This is a genomic window from Pedobacter paludis (assembly GCF_003173575.1).
Classification (GTDB): Bacteria; Bacteroidota; Bacteroidia; order Sphingobacteriales; family Sphingobacteriaceae; genus Pedobacter; species Pedobacter paludis.
The window spans coordinates 646,738-664,256 of record NZ_QGNY01000003.1 but is presented as its reverse complement, the minus strand read 5'-3'; the positions used below and the strand labels follow the sequence as shown (position 1 = coordinate 664,256).

Below are 17,519 nucleotides of genomic sequence, written 5' to 3'. Positions count from 1 at the left end.
TATCGCAAGCATTTGTTTGGTTTCGTTTAGATTAATTTACACCTTTACGGCTTTAATTTAAATTGTCCGAATTGGAAATATTTAAAACGAAAACAGCGCTTAGAGCTTTTTTAGAACCTTTAAAAGCCTCAGGACTTAAAATTGCACTTGTACCTACAATGGGTGCTTTGCACAATGGTCATATTTCATTAATTAAACTGGCGCAACAAAATGCAGATGTTATTATATGCAGTATTTTTGTTAATCCGACCCAATTTACCGATCCAAAAGACTTAGAAAAGTATCCGCGACCGATAGAGCACGATCTTGCCATGCTTGAAGAAGCAGGTTGCAATGGTGTTTTTATGCCTGATGTTAAAGAGATGTATCCCGAAAAGGAAGATTGGCATATTGATTTGGGGAAAGCCGAATTTCTATTGGAAGGCGAATTTCGCAGAGGGCATTACCAAGGTGTAACCCAAATTGTAAATAAGCTTTTTGATGCCGTTAAGCCTGATGTGGCGATGTTCGGACAAAAAGATTTTCAGCAGGTGCTGATGATTAAAAATATGCTCAAGCATTTTAATCTACCAATAACCATCATTACCTGCCCAATTATAAGAGAGGAAGATGGGCTGGCAATGAGCAGCCGAAATATTCATCTTTCCGAAAAAGACCGTAAAAATGCTTTAGTGTTAAGTAAGTCACTTCAATTTGTAATCGATCATTTTAATGAGTACTCGCTTTCCCAACTGGAAGAAAAAGCTGAAGCATTATATGCTGGTATTGAAGGCGTAGAACTTGATTATTTTACAATAGCCAATGGCGAGACGCTAGAACCTGCCAAATCAAAAGAAGAGGGTAACTTAGTTGCACTTGTTGCGGCCAAAGTTGGTACAACTCGGCTAATCGATAACATGATCATTAAATAAATGAATTTTGACTGAGTGAATGATATAATTTTACTATTCTCTTATTTCAACGATCAATCATTCTCTAATTCATTATAACTTTATTACTAACTTTGCCAAATGATTATCACGATATTAAAATCGAAAATACACCGTGTTAAGGTTACACAAGCCGAATTAAATTATGTTGGCAGTATTACCATTGATGAAGATTTAATGGATGCAGCCAACATTATCGCAAATGAAAAGGTGCAAATCGTTAATAATAATAATGGCGCACGCTTCGAAACCTATGTAATTAAGGGCGAACGTGGAACTGGAACAATCTGCTTAAACGGTGCTACCGCACGTCTCGCACAACTTGGTGATATATTAATCATTATGTCTTACGGTTCTTTACCGATAGATGAAGCCAAAAAATATAATCCAATACTTGTTTTTCCTGATGACAATAACCATTTGTTAAAATAGCAATTTGACATTCGACCTCAAAACGGCTCTTAAATACATCATCCTATTGCTAATTGGGGTGGGGGTTTTATACTTAGCATTTAAAGGTCAGGACGTAGGAAGAATTTGGTTAGAAATTAAAACCGCCAACTTCTTTTGGGTTATTTTTTCTTCGATAATTGTTTGGCTTGCTCATGTTTTAAGAGCTTTGCGATGGCAAATGCTTTACAAATCAATTCAATATAAAGTAAGTTTTTGGAATGCCTACCATGCCGTTATGATCGGTTACCTTGCTAACTTGGCATTGCCCAGATTCGGCGAAATTGGAAGATGTTCAGTAATTCATAAAGCAGAAAAAGTTCCAATGTTTGCCTCGATTGGTACCGTAATTACCGAAAGACTATTTGATGTGTTGGTCTTGTTAATAACAGCACTGGCTTTGCTGATATTTCAATATGATGTCGTTTCCGATTTTCTTTACAACACTATTTATCTAAGCCTTGCAAATAAAATACAATCACTAAACTATTTCTGGATAATAGGTATTGTCTTACTGTTTCTTTTGGCGGTTGGCATTTCGGTTCACTTTCTTCGAAAAAAACTAAATAAGAAGTTCTTAAGAATTTTTGTGAGTTTGCGTCAGGGATTTGGATCTTACAGTAAACTCAAAAACAAGCCCCTCTTTTTATTATATACATTTGGCATCTGGCTATTCTACTTTTTGTCTATGTATGTGGCATTTTATTCGATAGAATCTACCTCATCTTTAGGTTTAAGCGCTGCTTTTGCTGCAATTGTGTTTTCCGGTTTTGCAATGGTTGCTCCAGTACAAGGTGGAATCGGCGTTTTTCATTGGATGGTTGGCCAGTCTCTGGTTTTGTATGGTTTAGCTTTTAAAGATGGATTGGCCTATGCAACCATCATTCATTCTTCACAAGTATTGCTTATTTTAATTCTAGGCAGTTTGAGTTTATTTTTTGTGCTGACGAAAAAGAAAAGACATTAATTAAATATTACTTAAGCGTTTTTTACATGCTTTCTGTTATATCTTTTTGATAAAAAATACTAAAAAAGACGTTGCTTCCGTCGTTAGCGCATTTGCCAGCAAACCATAATTAGATAAGGCCTCAAAATAAATTACTATGCAACCATAGCAATTTCAATCTATAATGCTACATTTGAATAACTAACCTTTTATACATAAATGTTATGCATTTTGAATTAAGTGAAGAACAAATAATGATTCAACAGGCTGCTCGTGATTTTGCACAGCAAGAATTAAAGCCTGGCGTAATTGAAAGAGACGAACATCAAAAATTTCCGGCAGAGCAGGTAAAAAAACTTGGCGAACTTGGCTTCTTGGGGATGATGGTTGATCCAAAATATAATGGCAGCGGTTTAGATGCCATATCTTATGTGCTGGTTATGGAAGAACTTTCCAAAATCGATGCATCGGCTTCAGTGGTGGTATCTGTGAACAACTCTTTGGTGTGTTATGGCTTAGAGCACTATGGCAGCGAGGCACAAAAAGAAAAATATTTAAAGCCGTTAGCATCAGGAGAGAAGATTGGCGCATTCTGTCTGTCTGAGCCAGAAGCAGGTTCAGATGCCACTTCGCAAAGAACTACAGCAGAAGATAAAGGCGACTATTATCTGCTTAACGGAACTAAAAACTGGATTACCAATGGCAGTACGGCATCAACCTACTTAGTTATTGCTCAAACCCATCCAGAATTAAGGCATAAAGGAATTAACGCCTTCATTGTAGAAAAAGGTACTGAAGGTTTTACAATTGGCCCTAAAGAAAATAAGCTCGGTATCAGGGGATCAGATACACATTCTTTAATGTTTAACGATGTTAAGGTACCTAAAGAAAATAGAATTGGCGATGATGGGTTTGGTTTTTCATTCGCGATGAAAACCCTTGAAGGCGGTCGGATAGGAATTGCTGCACAGGCATTGGGCATTGCACAAGGCGCTTTCGAACTTGCAACCCAGTATGCAAAAGAGCGTAAATCATTTGGGAAACCTATTTCAGAACATCAGGCTATTGCTTTTAAATTGGCCGATATGGCAACTCAAATTGAGGCTGCCCGTTTATTGGTTTATAAAGCTGCTTGGTTAAAAGATCAAGGCTTGCCTTATACACAAGCCGGATCAATGGCTAAACTTTTTGCTTCAAAAGTAGCTATGGATGTTACTATTGAGGCCGTTCAGGTTCATGGCGGCTACGGATTTGTAAAAGAGTATCACGTAGAACGTTTAATGCGTGATGCAAAAATCACTCAAATTTATGAGGGAACTTCGGAGATACAAAAAATGGTGATTTCTAGGGAAGTGATCAGATAGTCTTGAGTCGATTTAGTCATCGGATGAATATAGGCATGATGCAGATATTCATCCGATGACTGGATTAGTCGTCGAAGTAAATCGTCTGAAGTCCATTTCGCTCATTACTTCGGACTTCGGGGTCCTGACTAAGAAAACTATTCTTTCTCTCCGACAATTGCGCCGAATATTGCTTTGATCAAAGCCACAACAATTGCCAAAAATGCAGCGGCTAAAAAGCCCGATGTATTAAAAGAAGTCATCATGCTGTCTACCAATAAAATCATTAAAACGGTAATAATGAATGAAACCAACCCTAAGGTTAAAAAATTTACCGGAAAGGTTAATAATCTTAAAATAAAACCAATGGTAGAGTTTGCCAAAGCAATTAATACTGCTGCAATAATTGCGCTTCCGTAGCCCGCAACCTCAACGCCCGGAACAAGTTTGGCGCCGATAAAAAACGCTAATCCCATTAAAAGGATTTCGATAATAAATCTCATAATTGTTTAGTTTTGTAAATGATTAAATGTGTTGTTAAATACTTGTTTATTGTTGTTGTCGCCATACTTGCGATTTCTTGCTCAAATACAAACAGCAAGCCAGTAATAAAGTTTTCGGGAGATAGTTCATCAATAATAATTAAAAATATTGATCAGGCAAGTTTCTTTCAGGTCAAAAATGCCATTAAGGCAAATCCCGATTCGCTAAACCTAATTTCTGTTCTGTTAACACCTGGCGATAAGGATAGTTTACAAGTTGAAGAAGAAATTAATGGAAAATTCAGTGTTACTGGAGACTCAATAGTTTTTAAGCCAAAAACCCCATTTCTAAACGGTAAAAGTTATTTGGTTGAAAGTTATGTTGGAGTTAATTATGCAGATGCTAAAAAACTCCTTACAAACGGCATTAAGCACAACTTACAGCCACAACAACAAATACTTACGCGTTGATTTGTACGATAATAATTGATTCAACTGTTTGATTTTTTAGAAAAATTTAGTACATTTGCATCGTAATCGAAGAAAAGAGAAGGGGACAGTGTCCCCTTTTTCTATGAAATCAGGTTAAAATATGCAGGTAGAAAAGAGAGTTGCAACCCTTGTAGAGGAAAAAATTGCAGACAGACCAGAGCTTTTTTTGGTTGAAGTGAAAATGTTGCCAAACAACAGGTTGATTATTCATGTTGATGGAGACGAAGGAATAAGCATACAGGATTGTGTGGCCATTAGCAGGCATGTTGGTTTTTATCTAGAAGAAGAAAATACAATTGAGCAAGCCTACAATTTAGAAGTTTCTTCGCCTGGCGTTGGAGAGCCTTTAAAACTTATTCGCCAGTATAATAAAAATATTGGACGTACGGTAAGTATTAAGCTCGCTGGCGGACAAAAGAAAGAAGGAAAGCTTTTAGAGGTTACCGAAAATAATTTACTGATCGAAGAATCGGTTAAAGAAAAAGGAAAAAAAGCAACTACAATACAAACAGAGGTAGCTTTTAATGATATATTAGAAACAAGTGTATTAATAAGTTTTAAGTAATACGATTAATGAGCGAAGGCTACTAATCTATTTAATCATGGTAAAAAATGAGTACTACAACAATTAATTTAATCGACTCTTTCCAAGAGTTTAAAGATTTCAAAAATATAGATCGCCCAACGGTGATTAGTGTGTTGGAAGAAGTTTTCCGTAGCATGTTGCGTAAAAAATACGGAACAGATGAAAACTGTGATGTAATTGTGAATCCTGACAACGGGGATTTAGAGATCTGGAGAACAAGAAAAGTAATGGAAGATGGATTTTCTGAGGATGACGATTTGGAGATCGAACTTGCTGAAGTGTCTAAATTAGACAGCACTTTAGAAGTTGGTGATGACTATATCGAACAAATTACTTTAGAAAGTTTTGGTCGTAGAGCAATTTTAGCCGCTCGCCAAACTTTGGTTTCTAAAGTATTGGAATTAGAGAAAGACGAAATCTTCAAAAAATATAAAGATAGAGTAGGTGAAGTTGTAACAGGCGAGGTTTACCAAGTTTGGAAAAAAGAAACTTTGGTTTTAGATGATGAAGGTAACGAACTTTTGATGCCTAAAACTGAACAGATTCCTGCTGATTATTTCAAAAAAGGAGATTCTGTAAGAGCGGTAATCTCAAAGGTTGAGATGATTAACGCTAATCCAAAAATTATCATTTCAAGAACAGCACCAGAGTTTTTACAACGTTTGTTTGAACAGGAAGTTCCTGAGATTTTTGATGGATTAATTACCATTAAGAAAATCGTTCGCGAACCGGGAGAACGTGCTAAAGTAGCTGTAGAATCTTACGATGACCGTATTGATCCAGTAGGAGCATGTGTGGGTATGAAAGGATCTCGTATTCATGGTATCGTTCGCGAATTGAAAAACGAAAATATTGATGTGATTAACTTCACAAATAACATTTCATTATACATTACACGTGCTTTAAGCCCGGCAAAAATTACCTCTATTAAATTAGATGACGAAACTAAACATGCTTCGGTTTACTTAAAACCAGATCAGGTTTCGTTAGCAATTGGCCGTGGCGGACACAACATTAAACTAGCTGGTAAACTAACCGGTTATGAAATTGATGTGTACCGTGAAGCTGGTGAAGAAACAGATGAAGATGTGGATCTAGAAGAATTCTCAGATGAGATTGATAGCTGGATTATCGACGAATTAAAGGCTATCGGTTGCGATACTGCTAAGAGTGTTTTAGCACTTACAGTAGAAGATTTGGTAAAACGCACCGACCTTGAAGAAGAAACCATTAAAGAAGTGGTTCAAATTTTGAAGTCAGAATTTGAATAAGTGGTGTAATTGCCAAATAAACACTACTTTTGTATTAAATAAAAAACAATAACAGGAGCTAAATGTCAGACGACAAACCAATCATTTTAATTAAAGCTATTAAAGAACTTAATATAGGCATGGGTACGGCCGTTGAGTTTTTAAACAAAAAGGGATTCTCTGCCGAGAAGAGCCCTATGTTTAAACTTACGGGAGACATGTATAATGCCTTGTTAAAAGAGTATCAGGGAGATAAGATCGTAAGAGAAGAAGCCAAACAAATAGTGATTGGTAAAATACGTCGTGACGAGCCTGAAACTGAAAAGCCAGTAGAAGCGCCGAAGAAGAATACCGATTTTGAGAAAGAAGAGATTTTAATAAAAAATGCTCAATCGTTCGCACCTCCGGTAGAGAAACCAAAGGTAGTTGAGGCACCAAAAGTAGAAACACAAGCTCCAGCGGCAGCAGAGCCAGTGGCGGAAACTAAGGCAGAAGATAAAGCTGAAGACAATGGAAGACCGGGTGTTAAAATTGTAGGAAAGATCGATTTAAATGATCTTAATTCAAAAACTCGTCCTGCTAGGAAAGAAGATGCACCAGTTGCACCGCAAGCTGTAACTCCGAGTGTAAAAGCCGAAGAGCCAGCTAAACCAGTAATTGAACAGCCAAAAGCTGAAGAAAAACCTGTGGAAGTAAAAAAAGAGGAAACTCCAGTTGCACCACAAGTTACAACTCCAGTTATAAAAGCCGAAGAGCCTGCTAAACCAGCAGTTGAACAACCAAAAGCTGAAGAAAAACCAGCTGAGGTGAAACCAGTTGCTCCAGCTAGTAACGAACCTGAAGTTATAAAAGCACGTACAGTTAAACTTACTGGCCCTAATATTATTGGTAAAATTGTTTTGCCTACTACTCCAGATAGAAGAAATGGTCCAGTAGCATCATCTAGCGATAGTGAAGCGGCAAAACGTAAGCGTAAACGTAAAAAAACGCCTGGTACACCAGGACAGCCAGGTCAACATAGTGGACAAGGTCAGCAAGGCCAAAACCCTCAGGCTGGTCAAGGTCAAGGAGCACCAGGACAACCTCGTACACCTTACCAAGGTAACAGACCTGCCGGTGGTGGTACTCCATACCAAGGTAATAGACCCGCTGGTGGTGGTGGAACTCCTTATCAAGGCAATAGAAATAACAACAACAATAACAGACCAGGTTTCCAAAATAGAAATGCTACACCAAGCGGACCGAAAGAAGAACCTACTGAAAAGGAAATTCAAGATCAGATTAAAGCAACACTTGCTCGTTTAAGTGGAGCAGGTAAATCTGGTAAATTTGCTCAACGTGCTAAATTACGCCGTCAAAAACGCGATGATGTAGCAACTTCGGCAGAAGAAGCAGCAAACGAACTTGAATCTCAATCAAAAATATTAAAAGTAACAGAGTTTGTTACGGCTAACGAATTGGCGAGCATGATGGATGTACCAGTTACCAAAATTATTGGTACTTGTATGAGTCTTGGCATGTTCGTTTCAATTAATCAGCGTTTAGATGCTGAAACCTTAACCATTGTTGCTGATGAGTTTGGTTACGAAATTCAATTCGTTAAACCAGATGAAGATGAAGAAAATGTAATTGAAGAAGAAGATGATGAGGCAGATTTAATCGAAAGAGCTCCGGTTGTTACGATTATGGGTCACGTCGATCACGGTAAAACATCATTGCTGGATTATATCCGTAAAGCAAATGTAGTTGCTGGTGAAGCAGGCGGTATTACACAGCACATAGGTGCATATATGGTAACTACACCAACAGGCAAAAAAGTAACTTTCTTAGATACTCCTGGTCACGAAGCCTTTACGGCGATGCGTGCTCGTGGTGCCAAAGCTGCGGATATTGCCATTATTGTAATTGCTGCGGATGATGCGGTGATGCCTCAAACAAAAGAGGCCATTAACCATGCACAGGCTGCAGGTGTACCATTGGTGTTTGCTTTTACGAAGGTGGATAAACCAGGTGCTAATGCAGATAAAGTACGTGAGCAGTTATCAGTAATGAATATCTTGGTTGAAGATTGGGGTGGTAAATATCAATCACAGGAAATCTCAAGCAAAAGTGGCTTAAATGTAGATTTACTTTTAGATAAAGTATTATTAGAAGCTGAATTATTAGAACTTAAAGCGAATCCAAATAAGAGAGCAACAGGTACTGTAATTGAATCAGCATTAGATAAAGGCCGTGGTATTGTAACTACTGTATTGGTTCAGGCTGGTACGTTAAGAGTGGGAGATCCAATCTTGGCGGGTAGTTATAGCGGTCGTGTTAAAGCTTTAACCAATGAACGTGGTGCAAAGGTAGAATCAGCAGGTCCATCGCAACCGGTACAGGTTTTGGGTATGCAGGGAGCGCCAACAGCAGGTGACCGTTTTAACGCTTTGGAAAGTGAAACTGAAGCACGTGATATTGCAAACAAACGTATGCAGTTACAGCGTGAACAAGGTTTACGTACTCAAAAACACATTACCCTTGATGAGATTGGCCGTCGTTTAGCGATTGGTAACTTTAAAGAACTTAACATTATTGTTAAAGGTGATGTGGATGGTTCGATCGAAGCATTGGCCGATTCATTATTGAAACTATCAACTGAGCAGATCCAAATCAACATTATTAGTAAAGGTGTTGGTCAGATTTCCGAATCAGATGTATTGTTAGCTTCGGCTTCTGATGCGATTATTATTGGTTTCCAGGTTCGTCCATCAACTGGTGCACGTAAATTGGCTGAGCAAGAGCAAATAGATATCCGTTTATATTCGATCATTTACGATGCAATCAATGAGATTAAGTCGGCAATGGAAGGTATGTTGGATCCAGAATTTGAAGAGAAAATCGTGGCTAACGTTGAAATCCGCGAAACTTTCAAAATCACAAAAGTGGGTACCATTGCAGGTTGTATGGTATTGGATGGTAAAATTACCCGTAACAGCAAAATCCGTATCGTTAGAGATGGTGTAGTTGTTTACACAGGTGAATTGGCTTCGTTAAAACGCTTTAAGGATGATGTTAAGGAAGTCAATAAAGGTTACGAGTGTGGTTTAAACATTCAGAACTTTAACAACATCGAAGTTGGCGATATCGTAGAAGCTTACGAACAGGTAGAAGTAGCAAGAAAACTTTAATCGTTTTCTAACTTATAAATGGAAAGGGTCTCAATTAATTGAGACCCTTTTTTGTTGCTTCTATTTTATCGATCATAAAAAAAGGGAACAGATTACATCTATTCCCTTGGGATATTTTAAATGGTCTATTAAACCGTCATTACATCTTTTTCTTTAGCCTCAGCATGCTTATCCACTTTAATGATATACGCATCTGTAAGTTTCTGAACTTCACCTTCTCCAGTTTTTATTTCATCATCAGAAACACCGTCACCTTTTAACTTTTGAATTTTAGTGTTTGCATCCTTACGGATATTACGAACAGTTATTCTGCCACGTTCAGCTTCTTCTTTAACTTTTTTTACCAAATCTTTTCTGCGTTCTTCTGTTAAAGGCGGTACTACCAAACGGATTACAATACCATCATTTTGTGGATTGATACCAATGTTTGCAACCTGAATTGCTTTTTCGATGGGTACTAAAAGTGATTTTTCCCAAGGCTGAATAACAATTGTTCTTGCATCAGGTGTATTTATGCTCGAAACCTGAGATAACGCGGTAGAAGCGCCATAATAATCTACAAAAATACCATCTAACATTCCTGCTGATGCTTTTCCAGCTCTAATTTTCGTTAATTCAGATTCACAATGATCGATTGCCCTATCCATTGCAGATTGAGCATCCATTAATTGTAATTGTATGAGGTCGTTCATAATTGTGTGTATTTCTACAAAAATAATAAATTTTTTTATGGTTATTTAACCAAGGTTCCGATAGGTTCGCCGTTTGCAATTTTCATAAAATTACCGTGCTTGTTCATATCAAACACAATAATTGGAACTTGGTTTTCTTCGCAAAGTGTAAAGGCTGTCATATCCATTACGTTTAAGCCTTTAGCGTAAACTTCTTTGAAGGAGATTTCTTCGTATTTAGTGGCTAAGGGATCTTTTTCAGGATCTGCAGTATATATTCCATCTACGCGTGTTCCTTTTAATACAGCATCAGCTTTAATTTCAATTGCCCTTAATGCAGCTGCAGAATCTGTTGTAAAGTATGGATTTCCGGTGCCAGCACCAAAAATAACTACTCTTCCTTTTTCTAAATGGCGAACAGCTCTTCTGCGTATAAATGGTTCACAAATCTGTTCCATTTTAATCGCAGTGAGTAAACGGGTTTTAATGCCCACTTTTTCTAACGCATCTTGTAAAGCCATTGAATTTATAACAGTTGCCAACATGCCCATATAATCGGCCTGCGCTCTGTCCATCCCACTTTTTTCGGCACTTAAACCTCTAAAAATATTTCCACCGCCAATAACGATTGCTATTTCTAACCCTTTATCGTGAACATCTTTTATGTCTAAGGCATATTGCCTAACACGTTCATTATCAATACCGTACTGTTTTTCGCCCATTAGCGATTCACCGCTGAGCTTTAATAGGATGCGTTTGTATTTCATGACCTCAAAAATATTAACAATTTTTTACTTACGGGCTATCCATTTTAACAATTGATGTAAATATTTAGTTTGATATTAAATCGCCCTTAAATATTGTATCGGTAATATTGAGTTTATCATCCAGCACGAGTAAATTGGCCTGCGTTCCAAGTGCTACTTTTCCGAAAATTTTATCTTTACCGATTAATTTTGCAGGGTACTCAGTAGCCATTTTCAAAGCATCAATTAAACTAATATTGCAATGCTCAACACAGTTTTTTACAGCCATTAACATTGTTAATGATGAGCCCGATAAAGTGCCGTCAGGCATTACATACTTATCTCCTACAAGTTTGTGTTGATATGGGCCAGTTGAACACTCGGTAACGGCATCGGTAATTAAAAATATCCTTTCTTTTAATAATTTCTGACTAAATTTTACCACGTCAAAACTTACATGCCGATTATCTACAATAATACTGGCCATAGCTTTATTGTGATTAAAAACTGCTGTAGGAATACCTGGTTCTCGATGATGAATTGGATTCATGGCATTGAAAAGATGTGTGGTTGTTTGAATGCCTTTGTTGTAAGCGGAAATTGCCTCATCAAACGTTGCATTGCTGTGTCCAAGAGAAACAACAACATTGTGGTCTAAAAGATATTGAATCACATCATCATCTTGAAGTTCTGGGGCGATTGTCATCATTTTAATTACACCATCTCCGAAATCCAATAAAGCCTTAATCTCATCTAAAGAAGCTTTTCTGACAAACTCTGGAACGTGTGCCCCTAAACGTTTAGGATTTAAAAATGGACCTTCTAGATGGAGACCTAAACAGTTTTTTGCATAAGGCCGATGTTCTTTGGCGGTCTTTATGCACTCATTAAAAACTTGTGGCGTATTCGTTGCAATGCAAGCTAAAAAACCTGTAGTGCCTTTTTTTAATAAATCATCTTCAATTATAGATAATGATTCTACAGTTGGTTCAGCTGAAAATAATTTTCCCCCTGCACCATAAATTTGAAGATCTATAAAGCCTGGAACAACAAGCCTTTCAGCTTTTTTATTCGATTTTATTGAAGGCTGAGCTGAAGTAATTATACCATCCTCAATGGTAAGATCATGATTTTCAATTAATATATCATCTTGATAGAAATTGATATTTTCTATTTTTAGCATTTTTTTATTTTTATGATTTGGCTAAAGTACAATCGAAGTTTTAAAAAAAGGATATAATTTTTCAATTTACTATATAAAATACCGGACAAAAAAAAATCCCGATTCTCATCGGGATTTTTGATATGATTTATAAATGCTTATGCACCTAATTGAACACGTTTGAAAGCTGTTACAGTTAATCCTTTAACAGTATTGTCTAAGAATTTACGAACATCTAAAGAACCGTCTTTAACAAACTCTTGGTTTAATAAAGTACTGTCTTTGTAGAATTTATTCAATTTACCAGCAGCAATTTTCTCAACCATTTCTTCTGGTTTGCCTTCCTGACGGATTACATCTTTAGCAATTTCGATTTCACGCTCAATAGTAGCAGGATCAACACCTTCTTTATCAACAGCAACTGGGTTCATTGCAGCAATCTGCATGGCAACATCTTTACCAGCTTCAGTAATATCTACACCGTTAGTGCCTTCAAATACTACTAAAACACCCATTTTTCCATTAGAGTGAATATAAGAAACGATTTTTTCACCAGATATATTTGCGTAATCTTGAATAACGATTTTCTCACCGATTTTACCTGTTAATTCAGTTATGGTTTCGGCAACTGTACGTCCATCTTCTAAAGTAATTGCTGATAATTCTTCTGTAGAAGCAGGATTATTGGCAACTGCTGCAGCTAAAACAGCCTGAGCTAGATTACGGAAATCTTCAACTTTAGAAACTGGCTCAGTTTCACAAGCTAAAGCAACTAATTTACCATTAGTACCGTCTGCTGAAACATTGATTGATACTAGACCTTCAGAAGTAGCATTACCAGAGCGAGCGGCAGATACTTTTTGACCTTTTTTGCGCAATAAATCAACAGCTGCTTCGAAATCGCCATTTGCTTCAACTAAAGCTTTTTTGCAATCCATCATTCCAGCGCCAGTTTGTTGACGTAGTTTATTTACATCTGCGGCAGTAATTTGTACTGTAGACATTTTATTTCCTTTTTTAAAGTTTACAATCTTGTTATAACAATTACAGGTTACAAGTTACAAGCCAAAAGTTAAACTCATGTTAAGCCAACTTAAAACCTGAAACCAGTAACCTGCAATTAAAAAATATTAACTATTCTTCTGTTTTAGTTTCCTCTGATGAAGGTGCTTCAACTTCTGCTTCAGCCGTTACCTTTTTAGTAGTTGGTCTTTTTTCACCAGCTGCTCTAGGTTCTTTAACTTCAGGAGCATCAGCTGCAACTTTCGCTGCTACTGCTTCTTTTTCAGCCTCATCATCTTTTTCGCGTTTACGCTCATCTAAACCTTCTTCAATAGCTTTGATAATTACATCAGTAATTAAAGAGATTGATTTTGTAGCATCATCATTCGCTGGGATAGGGAAATCGATGTTAGAAGGATCAGAGTTTGTATCAACCATCGCAAAAGTTGGGATGTTTAATTTTAACGCTTCAGTTACTGCAATGTGCTCTTTCTTAACATCAATTAAGAATAAAGCTGCAGGCAAACGGTTTAAATCAGCAATACCACCTAAAAGTGATTCTAATTTAATACGCTCACGCTGAATCATCAAACGCTCTTTTTTAGATAAGATAGCATAAGTACCGTCTTTAGTCATTTTATCGATGTTAGACATCTTTTTGATTGACTTACGAACTGTAGCAAAGTTAGTTAACATACCACCTAACCAACGTTCGGTTACGAAAGGCATGTTTACTTTTTTAGCTTGCTCAGCTACGATTCCTTTTGCTTGTTTTTTTGTTGAAACAAATAATACTTTACGTCCTGATTTTACGATTTGTTTAATCGCAGCCGCAGCTTCTTCAGTTTTGGTTAAAGTTTTATTTAAATCTATAATGTGAATTCCATTACGCTCCATGAAAATGTAAGGAGCCATTTTTGGATTCCATTTACGGGTAAGGTGACCAAAGTGTACACCTGCATCCAATAAGTCTTGATAAGTTGTTCTTGCCATTGTCTTTGCCTCCTGTGATTAACGTTTACTGAATTGGAATTTCTTACGAGCTTTAGCACGTCCTGGTTTCTTACGCTCAACCATACGCATATCACGCGTCATTAGGCCTTTAGCACGTAATGCAGGTTTTTTCTCCGCATCTAGTTCAACAATCGCTTTAGCAATAGCTAAACGAACAGCTTCTGCTTGTCCTTTTACTCCACCACCTTGAACATTTACAGTAATATCATAACGACCTGTAAGCTCAGAAACCTCTAAACTTTGGTTTACGATATATTGCAAAGGTAATGTTGGGAAATAAACTTTGTGATCTTTACCGTTAACGGTAATTGCTCCAGCACCATCTTTTAAGTAGATACGTGCAACAGCTGTTTTTCTTCTTCCTGAAGTGTTAGTAACTGACATTTCTTAAAGTTTAATGGTTTTTGGAGATTGAGCTGCATGAGGGTGAGTTTCACCAGCATACACAAAAAGATTGGTGTAAAGTTTTTTACCCAATTTAGTTTTCGGTAACATACCACGTACCGCTTTCTCGATTACACGTTGAGGGTGTTTCGCCATTAACTCCTTAGGAGAAATAAAACGTTGACCACCTGGATAACCAGTATAAGAAACATATTGCTTTTCGCTGAATTTGTTTCCTGTCAATTTAACCTTGTCTGCATTGATAACAATAACGTTATCTCCGCAATCTACGTGTGGGGTGTACTCAGGCTTGTTTTTACCACGGATGATCATAGCGATCTTCGATGACAAGCGCCCCAAAATCTCGCCTTGTGCATCAACAACAATCCACTGTTTGTTAACAGTTTTCGCATTGGCAGAGACAGTTTTGTAACTTAACGTATTCACTTGCTTGTATTTAATTTATTAAACAATTATTTATTCCCATTAAATTTGGGACTGCAAAGATAGATAGAAAAGTTTTATTATCAAATAGTTGATGCGAAAAAAGTTGAAGGTTATAAGTTAAAGGTTGAAAGTCATGGCATCGTGAAGGGCAATTTCCCTTTTAGAGGGGTGCCTATAAGGCGGGGTGTTCTTAAAGTATTTTGGAAAGCAAAATCAGTGGTTCTTCGGCTAGGTTCGGTCGGGCTTTGCGCTAAATCTTTTGAATAACTTCTGTCATGCTGAAGCGAAGTTTCTGCTATACAAAAGGATACCGCTACAATCCCGTTTAAAAAACTTGGATAGGTACTGCTATGATCCTTATGCAACTTTTAAATAGCCTTTATATTCCTTTATCCAATGCCATAAAGCAAAGCCTGCAATTATGGTAAAGATAAAATATTCTATTCCGAAAAAGTTGGCGCCTTTTAAAAAGTAAAGATAAGTTGCAACGATATCAATAATAAGCCAGATAATCCAGCACTCTATTCTTTTTTGGATCATTAGAAAAGTAGTAATTACGCTCATAACCAGAATAAAAGAATCTACGAAAGGGTAAGCACTGGGTAAGTTAAACAATAACGGTAGCCAGCTGTGGAGTTTGCTGGCCAATGTTCCGATAAAAAGAGTTCCTAATATCCCTACACCCAATAAAATCAAAAATTGTTTAATTGGCATAAAACTGATTTTTAATTCCTTCTTTTTATCTTCTTCCTCTGGCTTAGGATTTGCCCATCTATACCAGCCCATAATATTGGTAACGAAGAAGAAAACCATTAAGAACATATCGGGATAGAGCTGAATCTGATAGTAGAAAAAAGCTGATAAGAATACATTTACAATCCCAACTGGCCAGCTCCAAATATTGGCCTTAGCCGAAAGTATAACTGAAATTATGCCGGTAATTACAGCAAAGAATTCCAGGTAACTCATTTTATAATCAAGCACCGTGAAAAAAATACTGTGGCTGTTAAAGAAATCCATTCTACTGATTTATGATTTTACTTGATTGTTTAATATCCGAATGTATTGAATTTATTATTGCCGTAAATTATCTAAACAAACAAAAAACAAAATTTTATTGTTATTTATTTTATTACCAGGGTATTTCGCCCGTTTTATTAACCAACAGATTTCTTATGCAGTATTTAAACCATTTTTTCGGTTATCCAATTCCTTTATTTTTTAAAAATTTAATTGTTGGAATTGTGGCTGTATTACTTGGAATGTTGGTCAAATTTATCATACATAAAATCTTTTTACTGCTATCACGCTGGTGGGATTCTGTTGTAATCAAATCTACCATAAAGCATTTGAGGCATCCTGTTGGCGTGTTCATTCCGATTCTGTTTCTAAATTTTTCTTTATCGTTAATGGAAATGGATGCTGTTTACCGATTGCCCATAACGAAAGTATTAGAAGTAGCCTTAACCATCGTATTTGCGTTAATACTAGTTCGCATTATCGATGTACTCGAAGATTATTTTTTCCTTAAATATGATTTAAACAAAGAAAACAATTTAAAGGAGCGGAAAATTAGAACTCAGCTTCAGTTTGTTAGAAAATTTATTGTTTCGCTAATTATCTTAATAACAGCTGCAATTATATTGTTAAGCTTCGAAAGCATGCGCAAAATAGGAGCGGGATTATTAACAGGTGTAGGAATTGGAGGAATCATCATTGGCTTCGCCGCTCAAAAATCACTTGGAAATTTATTGGCTGGTTTCCAAATTGCCTTTACGCAACCCATTCGGATAGATGATGTTTTAGTGGTAGAAGGTGAGTGGGGAAGAGTTGAAGAAATTACGCTCACTTATGTGGTTGTTAGTATATGGGATCAGCGTCGGTTAATTTTGCCCATTACATATTTTATTGAAAAACCTTTTCAAAACTGGACTCGTGTTTCGGCTGATTTGTTGGGAACTGTATTTCTGTATATGGATTATTCCATCCCTATTGAGCCTCTACGTCAAGAATTAACTAAACTTTTAACCATCAACCCCCTTTGGGATAAAAGAGTAAATGTGGTTCAGGTTACCGATACCAATAAAGATGGCTCAATTGAGATTCGTTTTTTAATGAGTGCTTCTAGTTCCTCTAGAGCGTTCGATTTACGGTGCATGGTTCGCGAAGCGATGATCACCTTCATTCAAACCAATTATCCTGAAAGTTTACCGAAAAAAAGATTGGAATTTAAGGATAAGTTTGATGGGATATGATTAAATTATATTAAATGCAAAAACAATACAAAACGACGTTTAGGGTTTTCTAATTAGAATGCCCTCTATTAGAGGGGTGTTCGCAGGGCGGGGTATTGTATTTGTCTTAGCCAGACGGGCTCTTTTCTTTTGACAGCAAAAGAAACAAAACTGTCGGCTTAAAATTTTTGTATTAAAGTTAGTGCTTTGG

General features: G+C 36.8%; 18 protein-coding genes. 9 read left to right on the top strand and 9 right to left on the bottom strand.

Features of this window, described 5'->3' with window-relative positions:
• Positions 1 to 71 precede the first annotated feature (71 nt).
• From panC to DF947_RS11090, 4 genes are all read left to right on the top strand, one after another.
• Positions 72 to 911, top strand: coding sequence for a pantoate--beta-alanine ligase (panC, locus tag DF947_RS11105; RefSeq protein WP_109929793.1), 840 nt, complete (start codon positions 72 to 74; stop codon positions 909 to 911).
• 99 nt (positions 912 to 1,010) lie between these two features.
• Positions 1,011 to 1,361, top strand: a complete 351-nt coding sequence (gene panD / locus DF947_RS11100) for an aspartate 1-decarboxylase (protein WP_109929749.1) — start codon at positions 1,011 to 1,013, stop codon at positions 1,359 to 1,361.
• Positions 1,362 to 1,365: 4 nt separating this feature from the next.
• Positions 1,366 to 2,346: a lysylphosphatidylglycerol synthase transmembrane domain-containing protein gene (locus DF947_RS11095; protein WP_109929748.1), complete on the top strand. Its 981-nt coding sequence runs from the start codon at positions 1,366 to 1,368 to the stop codon at positions 2,344 to 2,346.
• 203 nt (positions 2,347 to 2,549) lie between these two features.
• Positions 2,550 to 3,689 carry an acyl-CoA dehydrogenase gene (locus tag DF947_RS11090; protein WP_109929747.1) on the top strand — a complete coding sequence of 380 codons (1,140 nt, stop codon included), beginning with the start codon at positions 2,550 to 2,552 and terminating at the stop codon, positions 3,687 to 3,689.
• A 137-nt stretch (positions 3,690 to 3,826) separates the two neighbouring features.
• Here DF947_RS11090 and DF947_RS11085 read toward each other — a convergent pair whose 3' ends face one another.
• Positions 3,827 to 4,171 carry a phage holin family protein gene (locus DF947_RS11085; protein WP_109929746.1) on the bottom strand — a complete coding sequence of 115 codons (345 nt, stop codon included), beginning with the start codon at positions 4,169 to 4,171 and terminating at the stop codon, positions 3,827 to 3,829.
• A gap of 18 nt (positions 4,172 to 4,189) precedes the next feature.
• On the opposite strand from DF947_RS11085, the gene DF947_RS11080 reads away from it, so the two are divergent.
• The 4 genes from DF947_RS11080 to infB all read left to right on the top strand — a co-directional run bounded on the left by DF947_RS11080 (position 4,190) and on the right by infB (position 9,648).
• Positions 4,190 to 4,621: a hypothetical protein gene (locus DF947_RS11080; RefSeq protein WP_109929745.1), complete on the top strand. Its 432-nt coding sequence runs from the start codon at positions 4,190 to 4,192 to the stop codon at positions 4,619 to 4,621.
• A gap of 121 nt (positions 4,622 to 4,742) precedes the next feature.
• Positions 4,743 to 5,207: a ribosome assembly cofactor RimP gene (rimP, locus tag DF947_RS11075; RefSeq protein WP_109929744.1), complete on the top strand. Its 465-nt coding sequence runs from the start codon at positions 4,743 to 4,745 to the stop codon at positions 5,205 to 5,207.
• A 47-nt stretch (positions 5,208 to 5,254) separates the two neighbouring features.
• Positions 5,255 to 6,499 (top strand): transcription termination factor NusA, encoded by a 1,245-nt coding sequence (gene nusA, locus DF947_RS11070; RefSeq protein WP_109925376.1) that lies wholly within the window; start codon positions 5,255 to 5,257, stop codon positions 6,497 to 6,499.
• Between the two features lie 62 nt (positions 6,500 to 6,561).
• Positions 6,562 to 9,648, top strand: coding sequence for a translation initiation factor IF-2 (gene infB, locus DF947_RS11065; RefSeq protein ID WP_109929743.1), 3,087 nt, complete (start codon positions 6,562 to 6,564; stop codon positions 9,646 to 9,648).
• A gap of 128 nt (positions 9,649 to 9,776) precedes the next feature.
• On the opposite strand, the gene frr is transcribed toward infB, so the two are convergent.
• The 8 genes from frr to pnuC form a co-directional block, all read right to left on the bottom strand.
• The gene (gene frr / locus DF947_RS11060) at positions 9,777 to 10,340 is read right to left on the bottom strand and encodes a ribosome recycling factor (RefSeq protein WP_109929742.1); all 564 of its coding nucleotides are present in this window, start codon (positions 10,338 to 10,340) and stop codon (positions 9,777 to 9,779) included.
• A 41-nt stretch (positions 10,341 to 10,381) separates the two neighbouring features.
• The gene (gene pyrH, locus DF947_RS11055) at positions 10,382 to 11,086 is read right to left on the bottom strand and encodes a UMP kinase (RefSeq protein ID WP_109929741.1); all 705 of its coding nucleotides are present in this window, start codon (positions 11,084 to 11,086) and stop codon (positions 10,382 to 10,384) included.
• A 64-nt stretch (positions 11,087 to 11,150) separates the two neighbouring features.
• Positions 11,151 to 12,248 carry an N-acetylglucosamine-6-phosphate deacetylase gene (gene nagA / locus DF947_RS11050; protein ID WP_109929740.1) on the bottom strand — a complete coding sequence of 366 codons (1,098 nt, stop codon included), beginning with the start codon at positions 12,246 to 12,248 and terminating at the stop codon, positions 11,151 to 11,153.
• 137 nt (positions 12,249 to 12,385) lie between these two features.
• Positions 12,386 to 13,231 carry a translation elongation factor Ts gene (gene tsf, locus DF947_RS11045; RefSeq protein WP_109929739.1) on the bottom strand — a complete coding sequence of 282 codons (846 nt, stop codon included), beginning with the start codon at positions 13,229 to 13,231 and terminating at the stop codon, positions 12,386 to 12,388.
• 130 nt (positions 13,232 to 13,361) lie between these two features.
• Positions 13,362 to 14,222, bottom strand: coding sequence for a 30S ribosomal protein S2 (rpsB, locus tag DF947_RS11040; protein WP_109925370.1), 861 nt, complete (start codon positions 14,220 to 14,222; stop codon positions 13,362 to 13,364).
• An 18-nt stretch (positions 14,223 to 14,240) separates the two neighbouring features.
• A complete protein-coding gene (gene rpsI, locus DF947_RS11035; RefSeq protein WP_055913282.1) occupies positions 14,241 to 14,627 on the bottom strand; it encodes a 30S ribosomal protein S9 in 387 nt (128 codons plus the stop codon).
• Positions 14,628 to 14,630: 3 nt separating this feature from the next.
• Positions 14,631 to 15,074 carry a 50S ribosomal protein L13 gene (rplM, locus tag DF947_RS11030; RefSeq protein ID WP_010602007.1) on the bottom strand — a complete coding sequence of 148 codons (444 nt, stop codon included), beginning with the start codon at positions 15,072 to 15,074 and terminating at the stop codon, positions 14,631 to 14,633.
• Positions 15,075 to 15,431: 357 nt separating this feature from the next.
• Positions 15,432 to 16,094 carry a nicotinamide riboside transporter PnuC gene (gene pnuC / locus DF947_RS11020; protein ID WP_109929737.1) on the bottom strand — a complete coding sequence of 221 codons (663 nt, stop codon included), beginning with the start codon at positions 16,092 to 16,094 and terminating at the stop codon, positions 15,432 to 15,434.
• A 155-nt stretch (positions 16,095 to 16,249) separates the two neighbouring features.
• Between pnuC and DF947_RS11015 the strand changes: the two genes are divergently transcribed.
• The gene (locus tag DF947_RS11015; RefSeq protein ID WP_109929792.1) at positions 16,250 to 17,329 is read left to right on the top strand and encodes a mechanosensitive ion channel family protein; all 1,080 of its coding nucleotides are present in this window, start codon (positions 16,250 to 16,252) and stop codon (positions 17,327 to 17,329) included.
• Positions 17,330 to 17,519 lie beyond the last annotated feature (190 nt).

Coding starts and splice junctions, on each gene's coding strand:
- panD (WP_109929749.1), top strand. CDS start 1,011: ATGATTATCACGATATTAAAATCGAAAATACACCGTGTTAAGGTTACA.
- DF947_RS11090 (WP_109929747.1), top strand. CDS start 2,550: ATGCATTTTGAATTAAGTGAAGAACAAATAATGATTCAACAGGCTGCT.
- DF947_RS11085 (WP_109929746.1), bottom strand. CDS start 4,171: ATGAGATTTATTATCGAAATCCTTTTAATGGGATTAGCGTTTTTTATC.
- DF947_RS11080 (WP_109929745.1), top strand. CDS start 4,190: ATGATTAAATGTGTTGTTAAATACTTGTTTATTGTTGTTGTCGCCATA.
- rimP (WP_109929744.1), top strand. CDS start 4,743: ATGCAGGTAGAAAAGAGAGTTGCAACCCTTGTAGAGGAAAAAATTGCA.
- nusA (WP_109925376.1), top strand. CDS start 5,255: ATGAGTACTACAACAATTAATTTAATCGACTCTTTCCAAGAGTTTAAA.
- infB (WP_109929743.1), top strand. CDS start 6,562: ATGTCAGACGACAAACCAATCATTTTAATTAAAGCTATTAAAGAACTT.
- frr (WP_109929742.1), bottom strand. CDS start 10,340: ATGAACGACCTCATACAATTACAATTAATGGATGCTCAATCTGCAATG.
- pyrH (WP_109929741.1), bottom strand. CDS start 11,086: ATGAAATACAAACGCATCCTATTAAAGCTCAGCGGTGAATCGCTAATG.
- nagA (WP_109929740.1), bottom strand. CDS start 12,248: ATGCTAAAAATAGAAAATATCAATTTCTATCAAGATGATATATTAATT.
- tsf (WP_109929739.1), bottom strand. CDS start 13,231: ATGTCTACAGTACAAATTACTGCCGCAGATGTAAATAAACTACGTCAA.
- rpsB (WP_109925370.1), bottom strand. CDS start 14,222: ATGGCAAGAACAACTTATCAAGACTTATTGGATGCAGGTGTACACTTT.
- rpsI (WP_055913282.1), bottom strand. CDS start 14,627: ATGTCAGTTACTAACACTTCAGGAAGAAGAAAAACAGCTGTTGCACGT.
- pnuC (WP_109929737.1), bottom strand. CDS start 16,094: ATGGATTTCTTTAACAGCCACAGTATTTTTTTCACGGTGCTTGATTAT.
- DF947_RS11015 (WP_109929792.1), top strand. CDS start 16,250: ATGCAGTATTTAAACCATTTTTTCGGTTATCCAATTCCTTTATTTTTT.